The sequence below is a fragment of the Nocardia sp. NPDC051990 genome (genome assembly GCF_040680755.1).
In the GTDB taxonomy this organism is placed as follows: domain Bacteria; phylum Actinomycetota; class Actinomycetes; order Mycobacteriales; family Mycobacteriaceae; genus Nocardia.
Map to the genome: position 1 here is coordinate 135,519 of NZ_JBFAXH010000010.1, position 20,095 is coordinate 155,613.

Here is a 20,095-nt window from a genome sequence, read left to right on the forward strand (position 1 = left end):
TTCGGGCGCGGTGTGGGAGGTGATCTGGGTGGCCGACATTCTCGATGTACTGCACGCGCGCTGCGCCGAGGTCGCTGGCGAGGCGATCCTCTCCGGCGAGCAGCACCCGACCCTCACCCTGACCACCCGTGAGGTCGCCGACCTGCTCAACCACGTCGCCGATCTACGCCGCCGCTGCCACGACATCGACCTCGCTTACCGCGAACTCGACCATCGGCACACCGTGCTCCGCCGAGCCACCAGCGATGCCACGGCATCGCTGGATCGGATCCGGGCCACGCTGGAGCAGCGCACCGCACACCCGGAAGCTCACACCCGCCAGGCCTGCACTATCGCCCGGTTCGCCGCCGAGCACCTCACCGCCGCGCGCCTGAACACCGAGCAGGCGAATTGAGAGGCTGAAAGGTCGAGCTACGACAGCAGACGTCCGGCTGCGTCGACGACGGGCGTTTCAGCTGCCGCAGGTCGCAGTAGCTCGTCCGCACTGTGCAGCCACGGTTTGGTAGCGCTGAAGAAGATCGAGGTGTTGATGACCACCAGCAGCAGGCACAGCGGCGGAACGGCGGCTATGGCTGTTTTCACGGCCAGCGAAAGCTCGGCGGGATCCGTTGCGTTGAAAGCGTTTCCGAAGACGCCGACGGCGACGCCGCCCAGCAGGAGAACCCCGAAGTACGGTCGGACGATTCCGGTCCGGTACGGCAATGTTCCGACCATCACGTAGCAGTAAGCGATCTGAAAGACCGTGCAGCCCACGACAATCGGCCACAGCCATGCGATGGCTGACGGCGTTCCGGCCAACCGTGCCAGATGGTGTCCGAATATGAAGGACGCGACCGCCGCAAGTGCCATCAGGACCGAGGCGGACGCGACAGCGACTCTGTTGACGGACAGCCGCGCGGTCCATGGATTCATCCGTTCCTCCAATGTGCGAAAGCTCGAGAACAGCCAGGCGGATCGTGCACAGGTAGGCGAGTATCTATCGATGGCGCACGGCTGGGGCTACCCGTCACGGGTCGGCGCCGAACCGTGCTCACGAGCGGTGGTGCGCGGCTTCGAATGTGACAGCGCCCCTTCGGGTCTTGTCTTTCCTCGGTGCAGCTATGGCCCGACCAGTATGCCCTCGGCTTCGAACCGACACGCGGAATAACGGTCTGGATGGTGTAGCGACGAGCAGGTATTCCGTCCGATACAGGCCGATTGCCGCGGTCGGGTGCCGACCTGGCGGAAACGTCCTTCGGGCGGGTGCGATTGCCCGGCATCCGCCTCGGGGGTGATGCCCGCTGTTTCAGGTGCGGTGGGCCGGGAACGCGCAATACATGGAGGAAGCACTGGAACGCGAGACAAAATGGGAGGTCGACGGGGTTTTTACGCTTCCGGCATTGGACAACCTCGTCTCCGGCAGTCGGATCGAAGAGACGTCGGTCGAATTGACCAGCACCTATTTCGACACCCCCGAGCTGGATCTGCTCGCTCACAATCTCACCCTGCGCCGCCGGGAAGGTACCGACGAATCCGGTTGGCAGTTGAAAGTTCCCCATCCGAGCGGTCGGACCGAATTGCATGCCCCGCTCTCGACGGAACTGCCGCACGAGTTCGTCGAGGTAGTCGCCGGCGCGTTGCTGGGTAAACAACTGCACGCGGTCGCCACGATTCGCACGCTGCGTCATCGCCACCGCGTACTCGGGCCGGACGGCGAATTGATAGTCGAAGTCGACGACGACATCGTCGACACGACAGCGGCGGGCGGAAGTTCCGTCGCCTGGCACGAGGTCGAGGTCGAACTCGGCCCGCGGATCGACGCGGTACCCGCGGCGCTGGTGGACAGCCTCGCCGAGGCGGGTGCACGCAGGTCGGAGTTTCCCTCCAAGCTGTCTCGCGTGCTACCCGCGCAGCCTGAGCCGGTCACGGATACCGGGGCGGAACGCGCCATCTGTGCATACCTGTCCGCGCAGATCGACATGATCTTCGCCGGTGACGTCGCTCTGCGGCGCGGCGAGGATCCGATCCACGACACTCGGGTCGCGACGCGGCGCCTGCGCAGCACTCTGCGCGTATTCGGAAGACTGTTGGACCGCTGCGCCATCAGTGCTGTCGAGGACGAATTGCGTTGGTACGCAGGGGTGCTCGGCGATGTGCGCGACTGCCACGTCCAACGTCGCCGTCTGGCCGACCAGGTGAACAAACTGCCGCCCGAACTCGTCCTCGGTCCGGTCGCCGCGCGCATCGACGCGACGCTGCTGGCCCGACAGGCGTCAAGCCGCAACGCACTCACCGAGGCCATGGACTCGACTCGTTACCTGGAGTTGCTCGCGACCCTGCATACCTGGCAATCGCACCCGCCGTTCAACGGGCGACTTCGCAGACGTGAACTCGTGCAGCGGGCTCGCGCGGCCGCGCGCAAGGCCGATCGCCGGCTCGCGACCGCGCTACATAACCAACGACACGAGTCATTGCACCGCGCCCGCAAGGCTGCCAAACGAGCCCGCTACGCCGCCGAACTGGTCGAGCCGGCCGGAAAATGCAGGCAAGCGAAGCCGAACATCAAGTACTACAAGAAGATTCAAAGCGTGCTCGGCGACTACAACGACGGCATCGTATCGTCACGATTCCTGTGGCGCACCGCGACGACCGCGGGCACAGCGGCAGGCGAGAACGGCTTCACCTACGGCCTGCTGTACGCAAACGAACTGCACGCCGCCGACGACGCCCGCCGTAGGGCCGCCACCATCGCCGCGAACAGATACTCGTGACCCACACGCCACCGCCCGTCTCCCCGACGTTGACCGATGCGATCGCGACAATGCGACGACTGCGTACCTCCGAATAGCGGAGCTGTGCGGTCAACCGCCCGCGCCGCCGCACTGCACCTGATCGCGCGGATGGGTGCCCACTCGATGATCTGTCCGGCGACAGGGGCAAGCCAGCTATCCTCCCAGACTTCGGGCACTACGTCCCCCCGTGGTGCGTGCGGCGGTTCCGACGGACTCAGCTGTTGATCCAGCAACCGGTGAGCGTTCTCCCGCCGAACGAAAGACATGACACGTCATGATTTCGATTGCTGTGCTTTGATATGGCACAAATGCTCCGAAATCGATTCCTTCTCGCTTAGTTCGACACTGGTCCACCCAACGGTGTGCCGGGATCCAGCCGGGTTCGTGGGTTTCGGCAACACCTGTGGGCTCGACGCGAGAGGACTGTAGTACTCGAATGGATAGGGTTCGTCGTACCGTTCGGGGTCGAAATCGCCGCAGATCGAGTAGCCCGCTCTTCATACAGTTGCTGGCCGCAGCGGTCGAATCCGCGGCCGACTCGATCGCGATCAGCTACAACCCGACCGGCGAACCGAATGATCAGCGCGAACTCACCTACACGGAGCTGGACGAGTCGTCATCGCGACTGGCACGGGAACTGATCGAACAGGGCGTGGGCCCCGGCGACATCGTCGCCGTCGGCTTCACCCGCTCGATCGAATCGGTGCTGGCCGTATGGGCCATTGCCAAGACCGGTGCGACCTACCTACCGGTCGATCCCACCCTTCCGCCGGAGCGCATCGCATACATCGTCGCCGACTCCCGGGCGGTGCTGGGGCTTACCGACTCGACGCATCGCTCGCGGCTCGGCACCGAGATCTGCTGGCTCGATGTCGATGATCCACTGCAGCGGGAGCGGATCGCGGCACGACCCGCACATCCGATCTCCTACGTCGATCGGGTGGGCACACCGACCGAACAGCATGCGGCCTACGTCATCTACACCTCCGGCTCCACCGGTCGCCCGAAGGGCGTCGTGGTGACCCACGCGGGTCTTGCGATGCTGGTCAACGCGCAGCGAGAGCGCTACGCGGTCGATGGCGATTCGCGAGTACTGCACGTTTGTTCGCCCAACTTCGACGTATCGGTGCTCGAGCTGCTGCTCGCCTTCAGTTCCGGCGCGACGCTCGTGGTATCCCCGCCAACGGTGTTCGGCGGCACCGAACTCGCCGACCTGTTACGTCGTGAGCGTGTCACGCACATGCTGATCACGCCAGCGGCGCTGGAGTCGGTCGATCCGGTCGGACTCGACGCGTTGCGGGTCGTGGTCGTCGCGGGTGACGCGTTCGGTCCCGGGCTGGTCGGGCGGTGGGCGGTGGCCGGGCGGTCTTTCTACAACGCATACGGGCCGACCGAGGTCACCATTCTCGCCACGGGTAGCGCCGAGTTGGTGCCTCGGCAGCCGATCACCATCGGTACCGCCCTGCCGGGTGTCGGCGCGGTGATGCTGGATGCGCGGTTGCGGCCGGTACCCGCCGACGTGATCGGCGAGCTCTATCTTTCCGGTCCCGCGCTGGCGCAGGGCTACCTGGGGCGGGCGGCGCTCACAGCGGAGCGATTCGTGGCGAATCCGTTCGGCGGGGAAGCCGGTACCCCTGGCGCGCGGATGTATCGCACCGGCGATCTGGTGCGGCGCCGCGGGGCCGATGGCGCAATCGAGTATGTGGGCCGCTCGGATTTCCAGGTCAAGATCCGCGGCTTCCGTATCGAGCTCGGTGAGATCGACGCGGCACTGACCGATCACCCCGATATCGAATACGCCGCGACTCTCGGCAAGGTCGCGCCATCGGGCGCGACCTTGCTGGTCTCCTATGTGCTGCCGCGGACCGGCATTTCCATCGATACCGGAGAGCTCGTGGGCTTCGTGGGAACCTCATTGCCTGGCCATATGGTGCCGTCCGCGATTGTTGTACTCGACGCGATCCCCTTGTCCGCCAATGGAAAGCTCGATCGGCAGGCGTTACCCGAGCCGGTGTTCGATGCGGTGGTGTCGCGTGCCCCGGTAGGCGCCGTGGAATCTCGACTCGCCGAGTTGTATGCCCAAGTACTCGGTGTGCGGGTCGGGGCAGAAGACTCGTTCTTCGCCGCCGGTGGCGACAGCATCCTCTCGATCCAGCTGGTGTCGCGAGCCCGTGCGGCCGGGATTGTGTTCACTCCCCAAGATGTGTTCGAGCAGCGCACGGTGGCCGGATTGGCGCGGGTCGCGGTGGTCGGTGCCGAGCCCGTGCCGAGGCTCGCGGAATTGCCCGGCGGGGGTGTCGGGGAGGTTCCGCTGACACCGGTGCTGGCCGCGCACCTCGTCGGCGGGAGGTCGTTCGGCCGATTCAGCCAGCAGATGGTGCTGGCCTTACCCGAGCACATCGATCGGGCGGGTTTGGTGGCCACGCTCACCGCGGTGCTGGACCACCACGACATGCTGCGCGCACGGGTGTGGGCTGCCAACGGGCGATGGCAGCTGCAAACTCTTGCGCCGGGTGCGGTGAACGCGGACGCGCTGCTCACGCGTATCGACGTGCCCGCGGGTCTGGACATCGATGAGCTGTGCGGAACCGCCAGTGCGGCAATGGATTCCGCCCTCGACACACTCGACCCGGCGGCGGCCCTGATGATCGCCTGCACCTGGTTGTCTCGACCGGACGGCCGGGATGCGTTGATCATCGCCGCGCATCACTACGTGATCGATGGCGTATCGTGGCGCATTCTGATCTCGGACTTGGTGACCGCGTGGGTGCAACGCGATGCTGGGCACCGGATCACCCTGCCCGGCGTTGGCACGTCGTTCCGGCGGTGGGCGCACGGTCTGGCCGAGGCGGCGACCGCCGCGGACCGTGCCAGCGAGCTGCCGTACTGGCGGCAGGTTCTGACCGTCGCTGATCCGCTATTGGGCGCACGGGCGCTCGACCCGGTCGTCGATACCGCGGCAACAGTGCGGCATTTCACCGTCGCCGTGCCTGCCGAGGTCACCCATGCGGTGTTGACCGAGTTGCCGACGCTGTATCGAAGCGGAGTCAACGACGGTCTGCTCACGGCGTTGGCACTGGCGGTGCGCTCGTGGCGGGCGAAAAGAGGGGGCGATGTCGCGGCCACGCGAATCCGGCTCGAGGGGCACGGTCGTGAAGAAAACACCGTCGCCGGTGCCGACCTGAACCGCACTGTCGGCTGGTTCACCAGCATGTATCCGGTGGTGCTCGACCTGTCCGGCATCGACGTCGATGCGGCGTGGAACAAGGCCGATGGCACCGCGTCGATGCTCAAGACGGTGAAGGAGCAGCTGCTCGCGGTGCCGGATAAGGGCATCGGTTTCGGCATGCTGCGTTATCTCGACGGCGATTCCGTAGGCGAGCTCGGCGGTGCGCTCGGCCAGATCGGTTTCAACTATCTCGGTCGGGTTTCCGCGGGCGACGTGCCGGAGGGGCTCACGGATCGGAGTTGGCTGCCGACCGCCGACTGGGGCGCCCCGGAGGCCGACCAAGATCGCGCGATGCCCGCGGCCGCCGTGGTGGATATCAACGCGATCGTGACCGATACCGACGCGGGCACCCAGCTGAATGCGTCGTTCGCGTACGCGTCCGAGATCCTCGACGAGGCCTGCGTGCGGGAGCTGGCCGAGTACTGGGTGGCCGCACTGACCATGCTCGCTGGACATGTACACGATCCGGCGGCCGGTGGCCTGACTCCGGCGGATGTCCCGCTTGTGCGGATCACCCAGGGTGAACTCGATATCTGGCAGCGCGAGCATCCGGGTCTGGTCGATGTCCTGCCGCTGTCGCCCTTGCAGCTCGGATTGCTTTTCCTGACACAGCTTTCGGACGATTCGGCAGATCCGTATCTGCTGCAGTCGGCGGTGGAATTGTCCGGCGCGATCGATTTGGATCGCCTGCGGCGGGCGGCGCAGACGGTGCTGGATCGGCATATGATCCTGCGGGCCGCATTCAGAACTTCGGCCGAGGGCACCCCGGTCCAGATCATTGCCGAGGGGCTGGCGGTCCCGTGGCGGATCGTCGACACACCGGACACCGATCTGGCGTCGCTGCTGGCCGCCGAAGCGCGCCTCGGATTCGATCCGACGGTGGCGCCACTGCTGCGATTCACGGTGTACCGCACGGACTCCGGACGCGTACATCTGGTGTTGACCGCACATCACATCCTGTTGGACGGCTGGTCGATGCCGTTGCTGATGAAGGAACTGCTGATTTCCTATGCGGCCGACGGCAATTCGGCGGCGCTACCGCGAGTCCGGCCGTATCGAGACTATCTCGCCTGGTTGGCGGTGTACGACCGGGACGCAACCAGGCAGATGTGGCGCGAAGCGCTGGCCGGTCCGACGCCGACTCGGCTGGCCGCGACCCTGCCGCCGCCCGGGACGGCCGCGGACGGCCATGGGGTTTGCGCCGCCGACTTGTCACCTGCCGCGACAGCGGAGCTGCTGACATTCGCCGCCGCAACCGAGGTCACCGTCAATACGGTGGTTCAGGCAGCGTGGGGTCTGGTGCTCGCGGCCTGCGCCGACGCCGACGATGTCGTGTTCGGCGCGGTGGTTTCCGGGCGACCACCACAGGTCGACGGGGTCGACGAAATGGTCGGCCTTTTCGCGAACACCGTCCCGGTTCGGGTTCGGTTCGACTCCGATGCGCCGGTGCGGCAACTGCTGATTCGGCTTCAGTCCGAACAGGTTTCGCTGCTCGATTGTCATCACCTCGGGTTGGCCGATATTCAGCGCGCCGTTGGTGCTGGTGAGTTGTTCGATTCTCTTGTGGCCTTCGAGTCGTACCCCGTCGACACCGATGGTCTGCGGCAGGCCCACGGGACGATCGACGGGTTGGAAGTCGTCGATCTCCAAGGTCGCAACTTCACCCACTATCCGGTGGCTGTCCAGGTCGAGTTGGACACCCAACTACATGTGCAGGTGCTGCACCGGCGCGACATGATCAGCACTGCGACCGCGCAGGCGCTCGCCGACCGGTTGCGGGTGCTGATCAGTGCATTCGTTGCGACGCCGGAGTGCACGCCGGCGGAAATCAATCGAATCCTCGATGAACGCGGCGATCTGATTTCACAGACGCGCTACTGGCGCACCGCGCTCCAGGGGCTGCCGGATGAGCTGAACCTGCCAACGGATCATCCACGGCCTGCGGTGTCCTCGCTTGCGCAAGCCTGCGTCGAGTTCGAGATCGGTGCGGATCTGCAGCACCGGCTACACCAGGTCGCGCAGACTCGCGACACGACGGTTTTCACCGTTGTCCACGCGACTTTCGCGGTACTGCTCGCGCGACTATCGGGTACCGATGACATCGCGATCGGCACTCCCGCCGAAACAGGCGGATCGGTCAACACGGTGGTACTGCGCACCAGGGTGTCGGGCGACATCTCCTTCGACGATCTGCTTGTGCAGGCGAAAGACATTGCTCTACAGGCATTCACACGAGCCGACCTGCCCTTCGACGGATTGCTGGCATTGCTGGATCCGGCCCGGTCGCTGGTACCGGTGATGTTGTCCGCCGGTGCTCAGGCCCCCGTCGCGCGCAGGGCGTTCGATCTGTCCCTGCATATTCGGGAGAGCCGAGACAGCGCGGGCATCGCCGCGAACCTATATTTCACGCCCGATCTGTTCGACCGGCGCACCGTGGAGGTCTTCGCCGAGCGATTCCTCCGGCTGTTGGCGGCCGCGATGCACCGCCCCGGGGACCCGATCGGTGACCTGCCGCTGCTCGGCGACGCCGAACTGGCCTTGTTGACCCGGGTCCACGACGATGAGGTGCGGGCAACCCGGTTGCTGCCAGATCTGCTGACCCGTGGAGTGGCCCTCGGGCGGGATCGGGTTGCGGTGCGTTACCAGGGTCGGTCGATCAGTTATGGCGAACTCGACGAACAGTCGTCGCGGTTGGCGCGGGTCTTGATCGATCGAGGTCTCGGTCCCGAACAGCCGGTCGCGGTGGCACTGCCGCGTTCCTACGACATGGTGCTTGCGGCAATCGCGATCGCCAAGGCCGGTGCTGCGTACCTGCCGGTCGATCCCACGTCTCCCGCGGATCGAGTGCGGTACATGGTGACGGACTCCGGTGCGGCCCTGGGCATTACCGAGTCCGACTATGTCGACCGGCTACCCGATGGGGTGGATTGGCTGGTGCTGGATGCACCAACGACCGCGGTGTTATGCGCTGGCAAATCCGCCGAAACGGTAACCGACGCCGACCGGATCGCGCCATTGCGGACGCGACATCCGGCCTACGTGATCTACACCTCGGGCTCGACGGGCCTGCCCAAGGGGGTCGCTGTAACCCACGGCGGATTGCGCGATTTGGTCGATCATTCGGTTGGTCAGTACCGCCTGGAGCCCCACCACCGGTACCTGCATATCTGTTCGCCGAGTTTCGATCCATCGGTAATGGAATGGATGTGCGCGTTCTCGGTCGGGGCGACGTTGGTGATCGTGCCGTCGACTGTCCTGGGCGGAGCGGAACTCGGCGAGTTGCTACGGACCGAGGAGGTGACGCACGCGATCATCACTCCGGCGGTGCTCGGCACAGTCGATCCGACCGGTGTGGACCGGTTGGAAACGCTGTTCGTGGGTGGGGACGTCCTGACCCCGGAGCTCTTGGCCACGTGGCAGCCGGGCCGCCGGTTGTTCAACGCGTACGGTCCGACCGAGGCGACGGTCATGTCGTCGAATGTGGAGTTGGTTGCGGGACAGCACATCACGATCGGTAAGCCGATTCCGGGTAGTTCGGCGTTCGTGCTGGATTCGCGGTTGCATCCGGTACCGCCCGGTGTCACGGGTGAGCTGTATCTGGCCGGTTCCGCATTGGCGCGCGGGTACTGGAACCGTGCCGGGTTGTCGGCACAGCGGTTTGTCGCCAATCCCTGGGGTGGGCCGGGTTCGCGGATGTACCGCACCGGCGACCTTGTGCGCTGGTACGCGGCGCCGGCGGATCGGACGGGCAATATCGCCCTTTCGTCGGCGGATTGGCAGCTCGACTATGTCGGTCGCGCTGATTTCCAGGTGAAGGTCCGTGGTTTCCGTATCGAGCTCGGCGAGATCGATGCGGTGCTCCGGCGACATGGCGATATCGATTTCGTGGTCACGCTGGGTCGTGAAATGCCCGGTGGTGCAACGGCATTGGTATCGTATGTACGCGCGGCGCCGGGGCGGGTCGTGGATCCGGTCGGGCTGCGGGAGTATGCGACCGAGCTCCTGCTGTCGCATATGGTGCCCGCGGCGATTGTGGTGCTGGACCGGATTCCGTTGACTTCGAATGGGAAGCTGGACCGTAAAGCGTTGCCGGAGCCTGTGTTCCCGACGACGGTGTCGCGTGCCCCGGTCGGCGCGATGGAGTCGCGGATTGCCGAGCTCTTCGCGCAGGTGCTTTCTGTGGAGCGGGTCGGGGTGGACGATTCGTTCTTCACGGTCGGTGGTGACAGCATCATGTCGATCCAGTTGGTGTCGCGGGCCAAGGCGGCGGGGATCATCTTCACCACGCGAGATGTGTTCGAACAGAAGACAATCGCGAGGTTGGCTCGTGTCGCCGTCGTCGGTAACGAATCGACAGCGGCGGTTTTGACGGAGTTGCCCGGCGGTGGTGTCGGCACGGTTCCGCTGACTCCCGTACTCGCTTGGTTCCTCGCCAACGGTTCGTTCAATCGGTTCGCCCAGAGCTTGGTGCTCGGGTTGCCGGAGGGGATCGATCGCGCGGGTGTGGTGGCCACCCTCGACGCGGTGCTCGATCATCACGATGTGCTGCGCTCGCGGGTGTGGCAGGTGGACGGGTCGTGGCGGTTCGAGGTGTTGGGACATGGTGCCGTCGAGGTCGACACACTGGTGGCCGAGATCGAAGTGCCCACCGGTGTCGACGAGTCCGAGCTGAACCGGATGGCCGACGCGGCAATGGATTCCGCGCTGGCCAGGTTGGATCCCGCTGCGGGCCGGATGATCACGTTCACCTGGCTGCGCAGACCCGATGCGCTCGATGCTATCGCCGTCGCGGTCCATCACTACGTGATCGATGGTGTGTCCTGGCGGATTCTGATTCCGGATCTGGTGCTGGCGTGGGCACAGCGCAGCGCTGGGCAGCCGGTGGCACTGCCCACGGTCGGCACCTCCTTCCGGCGCTGGGCGCACGGTTTGGTGGAGGCGGCCGCCAAGGCGGACCGTGCCGCGGAGATCGATTACTGGCAGCGGCTACTGGCCACGCCGGATCCGCTGCTCGGCGCGCGTGCCCTCGACCCGGTCGCCGATACCTTCGAGACCAGGGGCGGGTTCGACATCCGGATTCCGGTCGAGGTCGCCGACGCGGTGCTCACGACGGTTCCCGCGCTGTATCAGGGCAGTGCCAACGACAGTCTGCTCGCGGCGCTCGCGATGGCGGTGCGTGCTTGGCGGGCGCGGCGCGGTATCGATACTCCGGTCACGCTGCTCCGGCTGGAGGGGCACGGTCGCGAGGAAGACGCCGTGCCCGGCGCCGACCTGACCCGCACCGTGGGTTGGTTCACCAGCATCAGCCCGGTGGCCATCGACCTGTCGGGGATCGACACCGAGGCCGCCCTCGCCGGTGGCGAGGCCACCGCCACGGTACTGAAATCGGTGAAGGAGCAACTGCTTTCCGTGCCGGATCGCGGCATCGGTTTCGGACTGCTTCGGCATCTGAATCCGGATACCGCCGACGCGCTGGCCGGTGATCTCGGGCAGATCAGCTTCAACTACCTCGGCCGCGTCTCCGCGGGTACGGTGCCCGACGGTCTGTCGAATGCGGGCTGGTTGCCGACCGCGGAACTGGGAGCCGTTGCCGCGGAGCCGAATCCGGACCTTCCGCTGTCCGCGGTGATCGATATCAACACGATTGTCAGCGATACCGCGGATGGGCCGCGGATGGTGGCGTCGTTCGCTTTCGCGGCGTCGATTCTCGACGAGGCGGCGGTGCGGGATTTGGCCGCGGACTGGCTGTCCGCGCTCACCGCGATTGCCGACCACTCGAAGGATCCGACCGCTGGCGGTCTGACTCCATCGGATGTGCCGCTGGTACCGGTCTCGCAGGTCGAGCTGGACCAGTGGCGGCGGAACTATCCCACGATGTCGGATGTGCTGCCGTTGTCACCGCTGCAGGGCGCACTGCGGGTGCTCATCGAACTCCTGGATGGTTCGGTCGACGCCTACATCATCCAGCTGGCGGCGCGGCTCACGGGCGAGCTGGACATGAGCCGGTTGCGCCGAGCCGCGCAGACGATTCTGGACCGGCACGCGAACCTGCGGTCGGCCTTCGTACCCACGGTCGACGGGACGTCGGTGCAGCTGGTGGTGGACGGCGTCGAGGTGCCGTGGCAAATTGTCGACGGTGTGTCCGATGCAGAGCTGCCGGAACTACTGCTTGCCGAGCGGCGACGCGGATTCGATCCGGCAGTGGCACCGCTGCTGCGATTCACGGTGTACACCAACGACTCCGGGCACCCAGGGACGGCAGACGGCGGCGGTAAGCACAAGGGGATGGCAGCCGACGGAGCTTGCGGAGTCGGCGGGGTGGGTAAGCACAAGGGGATGGCAGCCGACGGAGCTTGCGGAGTCGGCGGGGTGGGTAAGCACAGCCACCTCGTCTTGACCGGACATCACATCCTGCTCGACGGCTGGTCGATGCCGCTGTTGATGAAGGAACTCCTGGTCCTGTACGCGACCGGCGGCGACACCGCACTGCTCGCACCGGTCCGGCCCTATCGCGACTATCTGCGGTGGCTCGCGCAACAAGACCGGGAGGCCGCGATGCGCGCGTGGTCGGACATGTTGGCCGGCGCCACCGCGACCACGCTCGCCCCTGAACTGGCGTGGCCCGCGGCCGTCGGCGCCGGGTTCGGCCTCTGTGAATTCGAACTGTCGACCGCACAGACCTCGGCGCTCATCGCGTACGCGGCCACGGCCGAGGTCACCGCCAATACGGTGCTACAGGCGGCGTGGGGTCTGGTCGTCGCCGGTAGCACCGGACGCGACGACGTCGTATTCGGCGCGACCGTGTCCGGCAGACCACCGCAACTCGACGGTATCGGCGGCATGATCGGCCTGTTCGTCGATGCCATCCCGGTGCGGATCCGGTTCGATCGCGACACGACGATGCGGGCACTGCTAGCAGGATTGCAGGCCGAGCAAGCGTCGCTGTTGGACCATCACCATCTCGGGCTAGCCGCGATCCAGCGCCTCGCCGGAATGTCCGAATCCACCGGGCCGACTACGCAAGCTCCGACCTCTGCCATCCCCCACGGCGAACTGTTCGACACGATGCTGGTTTTCGAGTCCTACCCCGTCGACGCCGAAGGGCTGCAGCAGGCCAGCGGCGCCATCGACGGGTTGCGGATCGAGCAAATGCGCGGGGCCGACTTCACGCACTACCCGATCACCGTTGTGGTCTTCCTGGATACCCGGACGCTGGTGCAGGTGAAGTACCGGCGCGATATCGTCGCCGACACGACGGCGCAGGCGGTGGCTGATCGGCTGCGCCGCGTGCTCGGCGATCTGCTCACGACACCGGACCGTACCGCGGCCGATACCGCGCTGCTGCTCGACGGCGAATCGGACGACCCGATCACCAGGTCCCGGTACTGGCGCACCACATTGGCTGGCCTGCCCGATCGACTGGAGCTGCCAACGGACCGGCCGCGCATCGCGGTGCTTTCGGATGTCCGTGGGCGGGTTGAGTTCTCGGTGCCGAACCAGGTGCACTTGGGTCTACGACGGCTCGCGCGCACGGCGGGCGTGACATGGACCGCGGTGGTGCGCACGGCATTGGCGGTAGTGCTCGCGCGACTGTCGGGCTCCGACGATATCGCGATCGGGACACCGATGCCGGGTAGCCGCCGTGCGGAATTGGTGCTGCGTACCCGCGTGGATCGGAGCGCGCGCTTCGTCGACCTGCTACCGGACGCACACCAGCGTGAACTGCAAGGGTTCGCGCACACCGGGATTCCGTTCGACGAGTTGGTCGATCTTTTGGGAGCGCGGCGATCGCCGGGGCGCCATCCCCTGTTCCAGGTGGCTCTGTCGTTCCAGAGTCCGCCGGACGCGGTCGGGGATCTGGCACTGGCCATCTCGTCCGAGGACGGTCACTCGGCCCGGATGAGCGGCGAGATGTCTTTCCTGCGTGATCTTTTCGATGACCGTACGGCGGAGCTGTTTGCCCGGCGGTTGGTACAGGTGCTCACGACGGTCGTGGACGAGCCAGCGGCGCGGGTGAGCGATCTGCCACTGTTGGTCGACGACGAGTACACGTGGCTGACCGGGATGGGCGGCGGCGCCCCGGTTACCGTCGGGATGCTGCCGGATCTGCTGGCCCGGGGAGTCGGTCTCGGGCGTGATCGAGTCGCGGTGCGCGACGCCGGGCGGGCGTACACCTACGGTGAGCTCGACGAGCTGTCGTCGCGTCTGGCACGCGTACTGATCGATCGAGGTGTCGCGTCGGAGACGGTGGTGGCACTGGCTATGCGCCGTTCGTACGAGATGATCGCCGCGGTATGGGCGGTCGCCAAGGCGGGTGGCGCGTATCTGCCGGTCGATCCGACCTATCCGGTGGACCGGGTGCGGCATATGGTGATCGATTCCGGTGCGGTGGTGGGCATTACGGTCGCTCAGCAGGCCGGTCTACCCGACACGGTGGATTGGCTGGTGCTCGACGATCCCGCCGTGCTCGCTCGCTGCGCCGCTCACTCGGCTGCCGCGGTGACAGATGCGGATCGGCGTGCGCCGCTGCGCATGTCGCATCCGGCCTATGTGATCTACACGTCGGGGTCGACAGGATTGCCCAAGGGGGTCGCCGTCACCCACGCCGGGCTCGGTGGACTCATCGGGCACACCGTCGACATGCTCGGACTCGGCCCGCACCATCGGATGCTGCATGTCTGCTCGCCTAGTTTCGACCAATCGGTGGAGGAGTGGACCAGTGCCTTCTACAGCGGCGCGACCCTGGTAATCGCCGCACCGGATATCGTCGGCGGCACCGAACTACATGACCTGCTGCGCGTCGAACGGGTGACGCATACGATCATCACCCCGGCGCTGCTCGGCACCGTCGATCCCTGCGGCCTGCCCGACTTGGCGGTGGTGTCCGCGGGTGGCGAGGCCACCACTGCCGAACTGCTGGCCACATGGCAGCCGGGACGCCGCTTCATCAACGGATACGGCCCGACCGAGGCGACGATCGGCGCCACCTATGCGACTCTGCTTGCGGGACAACGGATAACGATCGGCCGTCCGATACCCGGCGGATGGGCAGCGGTGCTCGACGAGCGGTTGCAGCCAGTGCCCACGGGTGTCGCCGGTGAGCTGTATCTGGCGGGCCCGGCACTCGCCCGCGGCTATCACGGGCGTACCGGCCCGACGGCGGAACGGTTCGTTGCGAATCCGTGGGGCATGCCGGGCGACCGGATGTACCGGACCGGCGATCTGGTCCGATGGCTACCGGATGCCACAGCTGCCGGCTGGGAGTTGGAGTACCTGGGCCGCACGGACTTCCAGGTGAAGATCCGTGGCTTCCGTATCGAACTGGGCGAGATCGACGCGGTGCTCACCACGCACCCCGACGTGAACTACGCGGTGACCCTCGGGCGTGAAAACCTCAGCGGGACTATGATTCTGGTGTCGTATGTGACGGGCAGGGCGCTGGATTCGGAGCAACTGGCGCGCTGGGCGGGGCGGAGCCTGCCGTCGCATATGGTTCCCGCGTCGGTCGTGGTGCTCGACGCGATTCCGTTGACGGCGGTCGGCAAGCTCGACCGGAATGCACTCCCCGAACCACAGTTCGGGGCGCGCACCTATCGGGAACCGTCGACAGTTGCGGAACGGGTCGTAGCCGGTGTCTTCGCCGAGGTGCTCGGCATCGAACGCATCGGCACCGACGACAATTTCTTCGAGCTGGGCGGCAATTCGCTGCTCGCCACTCGGGTGACAGCCCGCCTCGGCGTGGCGGTGGATGCCCGCATTCCGGTGCGTGTGCTGTTCGCCGCGCCCACCGTCGCGGGTTGTGCGCGGGAGGTGGCCGAGCTCACCGGTACCGGGAGTCGCCGCGCCCTGGTAGCGGGCCCACGGCCGGAACGTATTCCGCTGTCGCCCGCACAGCAGCGGATGTGGTTCCTCAACAGGTTCGATACCGAATCGACCGCATACAACATTCCGGTCGCGATCCGCTTGACCGGCGATCTGGATATCGCAGCGCTCGGACAGGCGTTCACCGATGTCGTTGTGCGCCATGAGATCCTGCGAACCATCTATCCGCAGCCGGAGACGGGTGAGTCGAGCGCCGCGGATCCGGTGCAGGTCATCCTGCCGCCCGGCCACTCCGATGTGCCGCGGCTGGGGGTCCGGACCATCGGTGTTGCCGAGGTGGAATCGGCTGTGCTGGAACTGGTGTCGACGACTTTCGATGTGACTGCCGAGGTGCCTGTCCGCGCCGTACTGTTCCGGGTCGAGGACGGCGAATTCGTGCTGGCCATGGTCGTCCATCACATCTCGGGTGATGGCTACTCCGGCGGCCCGCTTACTCGTGACCTGACGTCGGCATACACGGCTCGGGCGCTCGGGCAGGCCCCGGATTGGTCGCCGTTGGCCGTGCAGTACGCGGATTACACGGTGTGGCAGCGAGCGTTGCTCGGCAGTGCGGAACAGCCGGGGTCGATGGCGGCAGAGCAGATCGCCTTCTGGCGGCGGGCCCTTGCCGACCTGCCGGATGAGCTGGAGTTGCCGAGAGATCGGCCGCGCCCGGCGGTGCAGTCTTTCGCGGGCGGCCGAGTGGAGCTGCGCATCGATGCGCGGGCGCACGCGGCGCTGGCGGAGCTGGCACAGGCCGAGGGCGCGACGCTGTTCATGGTTGTGCATACCGCGCTGGCGGTGTTGCTCGCCCGATTGTCGGGCACCGACGATATTGCGATCGGCACACCCATAGCGGGTCGGGGTGAGGCGGTGCTCGACGATCTGATCGGTATGTTCGTCAACACCCTGGTGTTCCGCACCCGGGTGGACGCGAGCGCTGGTTTTACGGAATTGCTTGCGCGGCAACGCGATATCGACGTCCAAGCGTTCGCCCATGCCGATGTGCCGTTCGAGCAGTTGGTTGAAGTGCTGAATCCGGCGCGTTCGACGGCACGGCATCCGCTGTTCCAGGTGGGGCTGTCGTTCCAGAACCTGGCGCCGGCCACGATGGAGTTGCCGGGCTTGACCGTCACCGAGTTGACAACGGATCGAGGGCTTTCGCAGTTCGATCTGCATGTGATCATGGCCGACAGCTACGACGTGGACGGTGTGCCGACGGGTATCGGCGGCTTCTTCACCTACGCCGCGGATCTGTTCGACGAGTCGACGGTGCGGAGTTTCGTGGACCGGTTCGTGCGGATGCTCGATGCCGTAATCGTGGATCCGCGGGTGCCGGTCGGTGCAATCGATCTGCTCGCGAGCGACGAACGTGCACGCATCCTCACGACATGGAACGACACCCGACACCAACTGAATACCGCCACCACCTTGGTGTCGCTGCTGGACGAGACCGTCGCTGCCGCATCGGAGTCGACAGCGCTGGTCGCCGCGGATGGTACTCGGATCACCTATGGTGAACTGGATGCACGCGTGAACAGAGTTGCGCGGTACTTGATTTCGTTGGGAATTGGCCCGGAGTCGCGGGTGGCGTTGGCTATTCGGCGTTCGGTGGATCTGGTCGTCGCGATGTATGCCGTGAGCAAGGCCGGTGGTGTGTACGTGCCGGTCGATCCGGATCAACCCGCGCAGCGGACCGATTCCATGCTGGAGACCGCGGCACCGGTTTGTGTACTGACGAATGCCGATGCGGGTTTCGGAACCTCCGCCGCGCCGCTGGTGCTGATGGACAGGCTGGACCTGTCCGCGGTGGACGCGGCCCCGATCACCGACGACGAGCGGATCGCGCCGTTGCGCGCCGAGCACCTGGCTTACGTGATCTTCACGTCGGGTTCCACGGGTCGCCCCAAGGGGGTCGCGGTCTCACACGGCGCGATTGTCAATCAATTGGTCTGGAAGACAGCGCAATTCGGATTGACCATCGATGACGTGGTGCTGTTGAAGACGGCGGCGACGTTCGATTTGTCGGTGTGGGAATTCTGGGCGGCCGTGGTCTGCGGCGGCCGCCTGGTGATCGCCGCGCCGGATGGCCATCGCGACCCGGAGTACCTGAACGGACTGATGACCCGTGCGGGCGTGACCACGCTGCACGCGGTGCCATCGATGCTGGACGCATTGCTGACCGGTCGGCTACCGGACTCGTTGCGTCGGGTGCTGGCCATCGGCGAGACCCTGCCCGCCGCGCTGGCGCGCCGGTTCGCGGCGGCGGCGCCCGAGACGTCGCTGTACAACCTGTACGGCCCGACCGAGGCGGCGGTGTCGATCACCAGCCATCGGGTGGGCCGGCGTGACGAATTGGCCGTGCCGATCGGCAGACCGGCGTGGAACAGTCAGTTGTACGTACTGGATTCGCGGTTGCGGCCGGTCCCTGCCGGTGTCGCGGGTGAGCTGTACTTGGCTGGAGTGCAGTTGGCGCGGGGCTACTTCGGTCGCGCCGACCTGACGGCGGATCGTTTCGTTGCCAACCCGTTCCAGCCGGGTGCCCGGATGTATCGCACCGGTGATCTGGTGGCATGGAATGCCGACGGCGTGCTCGACTATCGGGGCCGTGCCGATTTCCAGGTGAAGATCCGTGGCTTCCGAATCGAACTCGGCGAGATCGACGCGATTCTAGCCGCCCATGCGGACGTGGATTTCGCTGTAACGGTCGGCAGGGAGAATTCCGCTGGGGCAACAATTCTCGTGTCGTACGTGCTGGCCGCCCCGGATCGGGTGATCGATCCGGATCGGCTGATCCACTGGGCCGCACGCACTTTGCCTTCGCATATGGTGCCCGCGGCGGTCGCGGTCCTCGACGATGTTCCTTTGACCCAGGTCGGCAAACTCGACCGCGCGGCGCTGCCCGAACCGGAGCTGCGAACCCGCGCCTACCGCGCACCGACAACGGCGCTCGAGACCACGGTCTGCGAGATCTTCGGGGAAGTACTGTGTCTCGATCGCATCGGATTGGCTGACAACTTCTTCGAACTCGGCGGAAATTCGCTCATCGCGACCAAGCTGACGGCTCGGTTGAGTGCGGCGCTGGCCGAAACGATTCCGGTGATGTGGGTGTTCAGCGCGCCCACCCCGGCGGGCATCGTTGCGGAGTTGCGTGCGCGCGGCGCGGAGGGCGCCGGTGCCGACGCGGCATTCGATGTCCTGCTGCCGCTGCGCACCTCTGGCACCGCCGAGCCGCTGTTCTGCATCCATCCGATCGGGGGCATCGCGTGGTCGTTCGCCGGGCTGGCCGCCCACCTCGATGCGGATCGGCCGATCTACGGACTGCAGTCACCGGTGCTGAGTTCGGCGGCGCCACTGCCGGATTCGATCGAGGATTGGGCACGGCTCTACGTCAAACACGTTCGTGCGGTGCAACCGGAGGGCCCCTACCACCTGCTCGGCTGGTCACTCGGCGGTGTGCTCGCGCATGCCATGGCCGTCCAACTCCAAAACGAGGGCGCACAGGTGGCGCTGCTGGGAATGCTGGATAGTCGACTACTCGGCACCGCCGCCGAATCCTGCCTCGGTGGGATCGAGGTAGCGGTGCCGGAGCTGCTCGGTGGACTGCTCGGTGACCAGGCCGCGACATTCGGCCTGGACGAAACCGTGGAATTGACCCAGCTGGCCCAGCGTTTGAGCATGCTCCCCGAGCCGTTCGCATCCTTCGGGGCCGCGCGGATCGAACGGGTCGTGGCCGCGGCGATCGATTCGACCGCTCTCGACTCGGTATATAGTGCGCGGTCGTTCGACGGGGACCTCGTCTACTTCACCGCCACCCACGACGATCCGACCTGTTCCATCGGCGCGGCGACCTGGACTGCCGCAGTGACGGGTTCCGTGCACAATCACCCGGTGGCCACCACCCACTGGCGGATGACCACCGATGCGGCGCTCCGGCATATCGCGGAGGTCCTGCACGAGTGGTTGTGAGGCGACGAACCAGACGACAGCTCAGGCTCCGGTTCCGGTCCCGATTGCCTGCGCCGGACCATCCGGCAGTACTGGCCCGCTGTTGTTCACAATTCCTCTTCGCAACCGACGCGGCCCGCGGCACTGGCATCCAGGCACCACGAGCAGTGATCGAGCCCCCACGGCCCGATCACTGTTCGCGTCTTTCATTGATCCGCCGCAGCGACATCGCCCTGCGGGGCCACAGCTGCGCCGGAGATATCGTGGCGACATACGGTGGCGGCCA

At 66.1% G+C, this 20,095-nt stretch carries 4 protein-coding genes; 3 read left to right on the top strand and 1 reads right to left on the bottom strand.

Translation table 11 applies throughout. The features are described from left to right. Positions 1 to 28: 28 nt before the first annotated feature. Positions 29 to 394, top strand: a complete 366-nt coding sequence (locus AB0L63_RS20165) for a hypothetical protein (RefSeq protein ID WP_364502810.1) — start codon at positions 29 to 31, stop codon at positions 392 to 394. A gap of 17 nt (positions 395 to 411) precedes the next feature. Here AB0L63_RS20165 and AB0L63_RS20170 read toward each other — a convergent pair whose 3' ends face one another. Beyond that, entirely contained in the window at positions 412 to 912 is a 501-nt protein-coding gene (locus tag AB0L63_RS20170; RefSeq protein WP_364502813.1) for a hypothetical protein, read from the bottom strand. 404 nt (positions 913 to 1,316) lie between these two features. On the opposite strand from AB0L63_RS20170, the gene AB0L63_RS20175 reads away from it, so the two are divergent. Together AB0L63_RS20175 and AB0L63_RS20180 are read left to right on the top strand one after the other, a co-directional pair. Beyond that, on the top strand, positions 1,317 to 2,750 hold the full coding sequence (locus tag AB0L63_RS20175) for a CYTH and CHAD domain-containing protein (protein WP_364502816.1): 1,434 nt from the start codon (positions 1,317 to 1,319) through the stop codon (positions 2,748 to 2,750). A gap of 526 nt (positions 2,751 to 3,276) precedes the next feature. Beyond that, positions 3,277 to 19,830 carry an amino acid adenylation domain-containing protein gene (locus AB0L63_RS20180; RefSeq protein WP_364502819.1) on the top strand — a complete coding sequence of 5,518 codons (16,554 nt, stop codon included), beginning with the start codon at positions 3,277 to 3,279 and terminating at the stop codon, positions 19,828 to 19,830. The last annotated feature ends 265 nt before the right edge of the window (positions 19,831 to 20,095 follow it).

Coding starts and splice junctions, on each gene's coding strand:
- AB0L63_RS20170 (WP_364502813.1), bottom strand. CDS start 912: ATGAATCCATGGACCGCGCGGCTGTCCGTCAACAGAGTCGCTGTCGCG.
- AB0L63_RS20175 (WP_364502816.1), top strand. CDS start 1,317: ATGGAGGAAGCACTGGAACGCGAGACAAAATGGGAGGTCGACGGGGTT.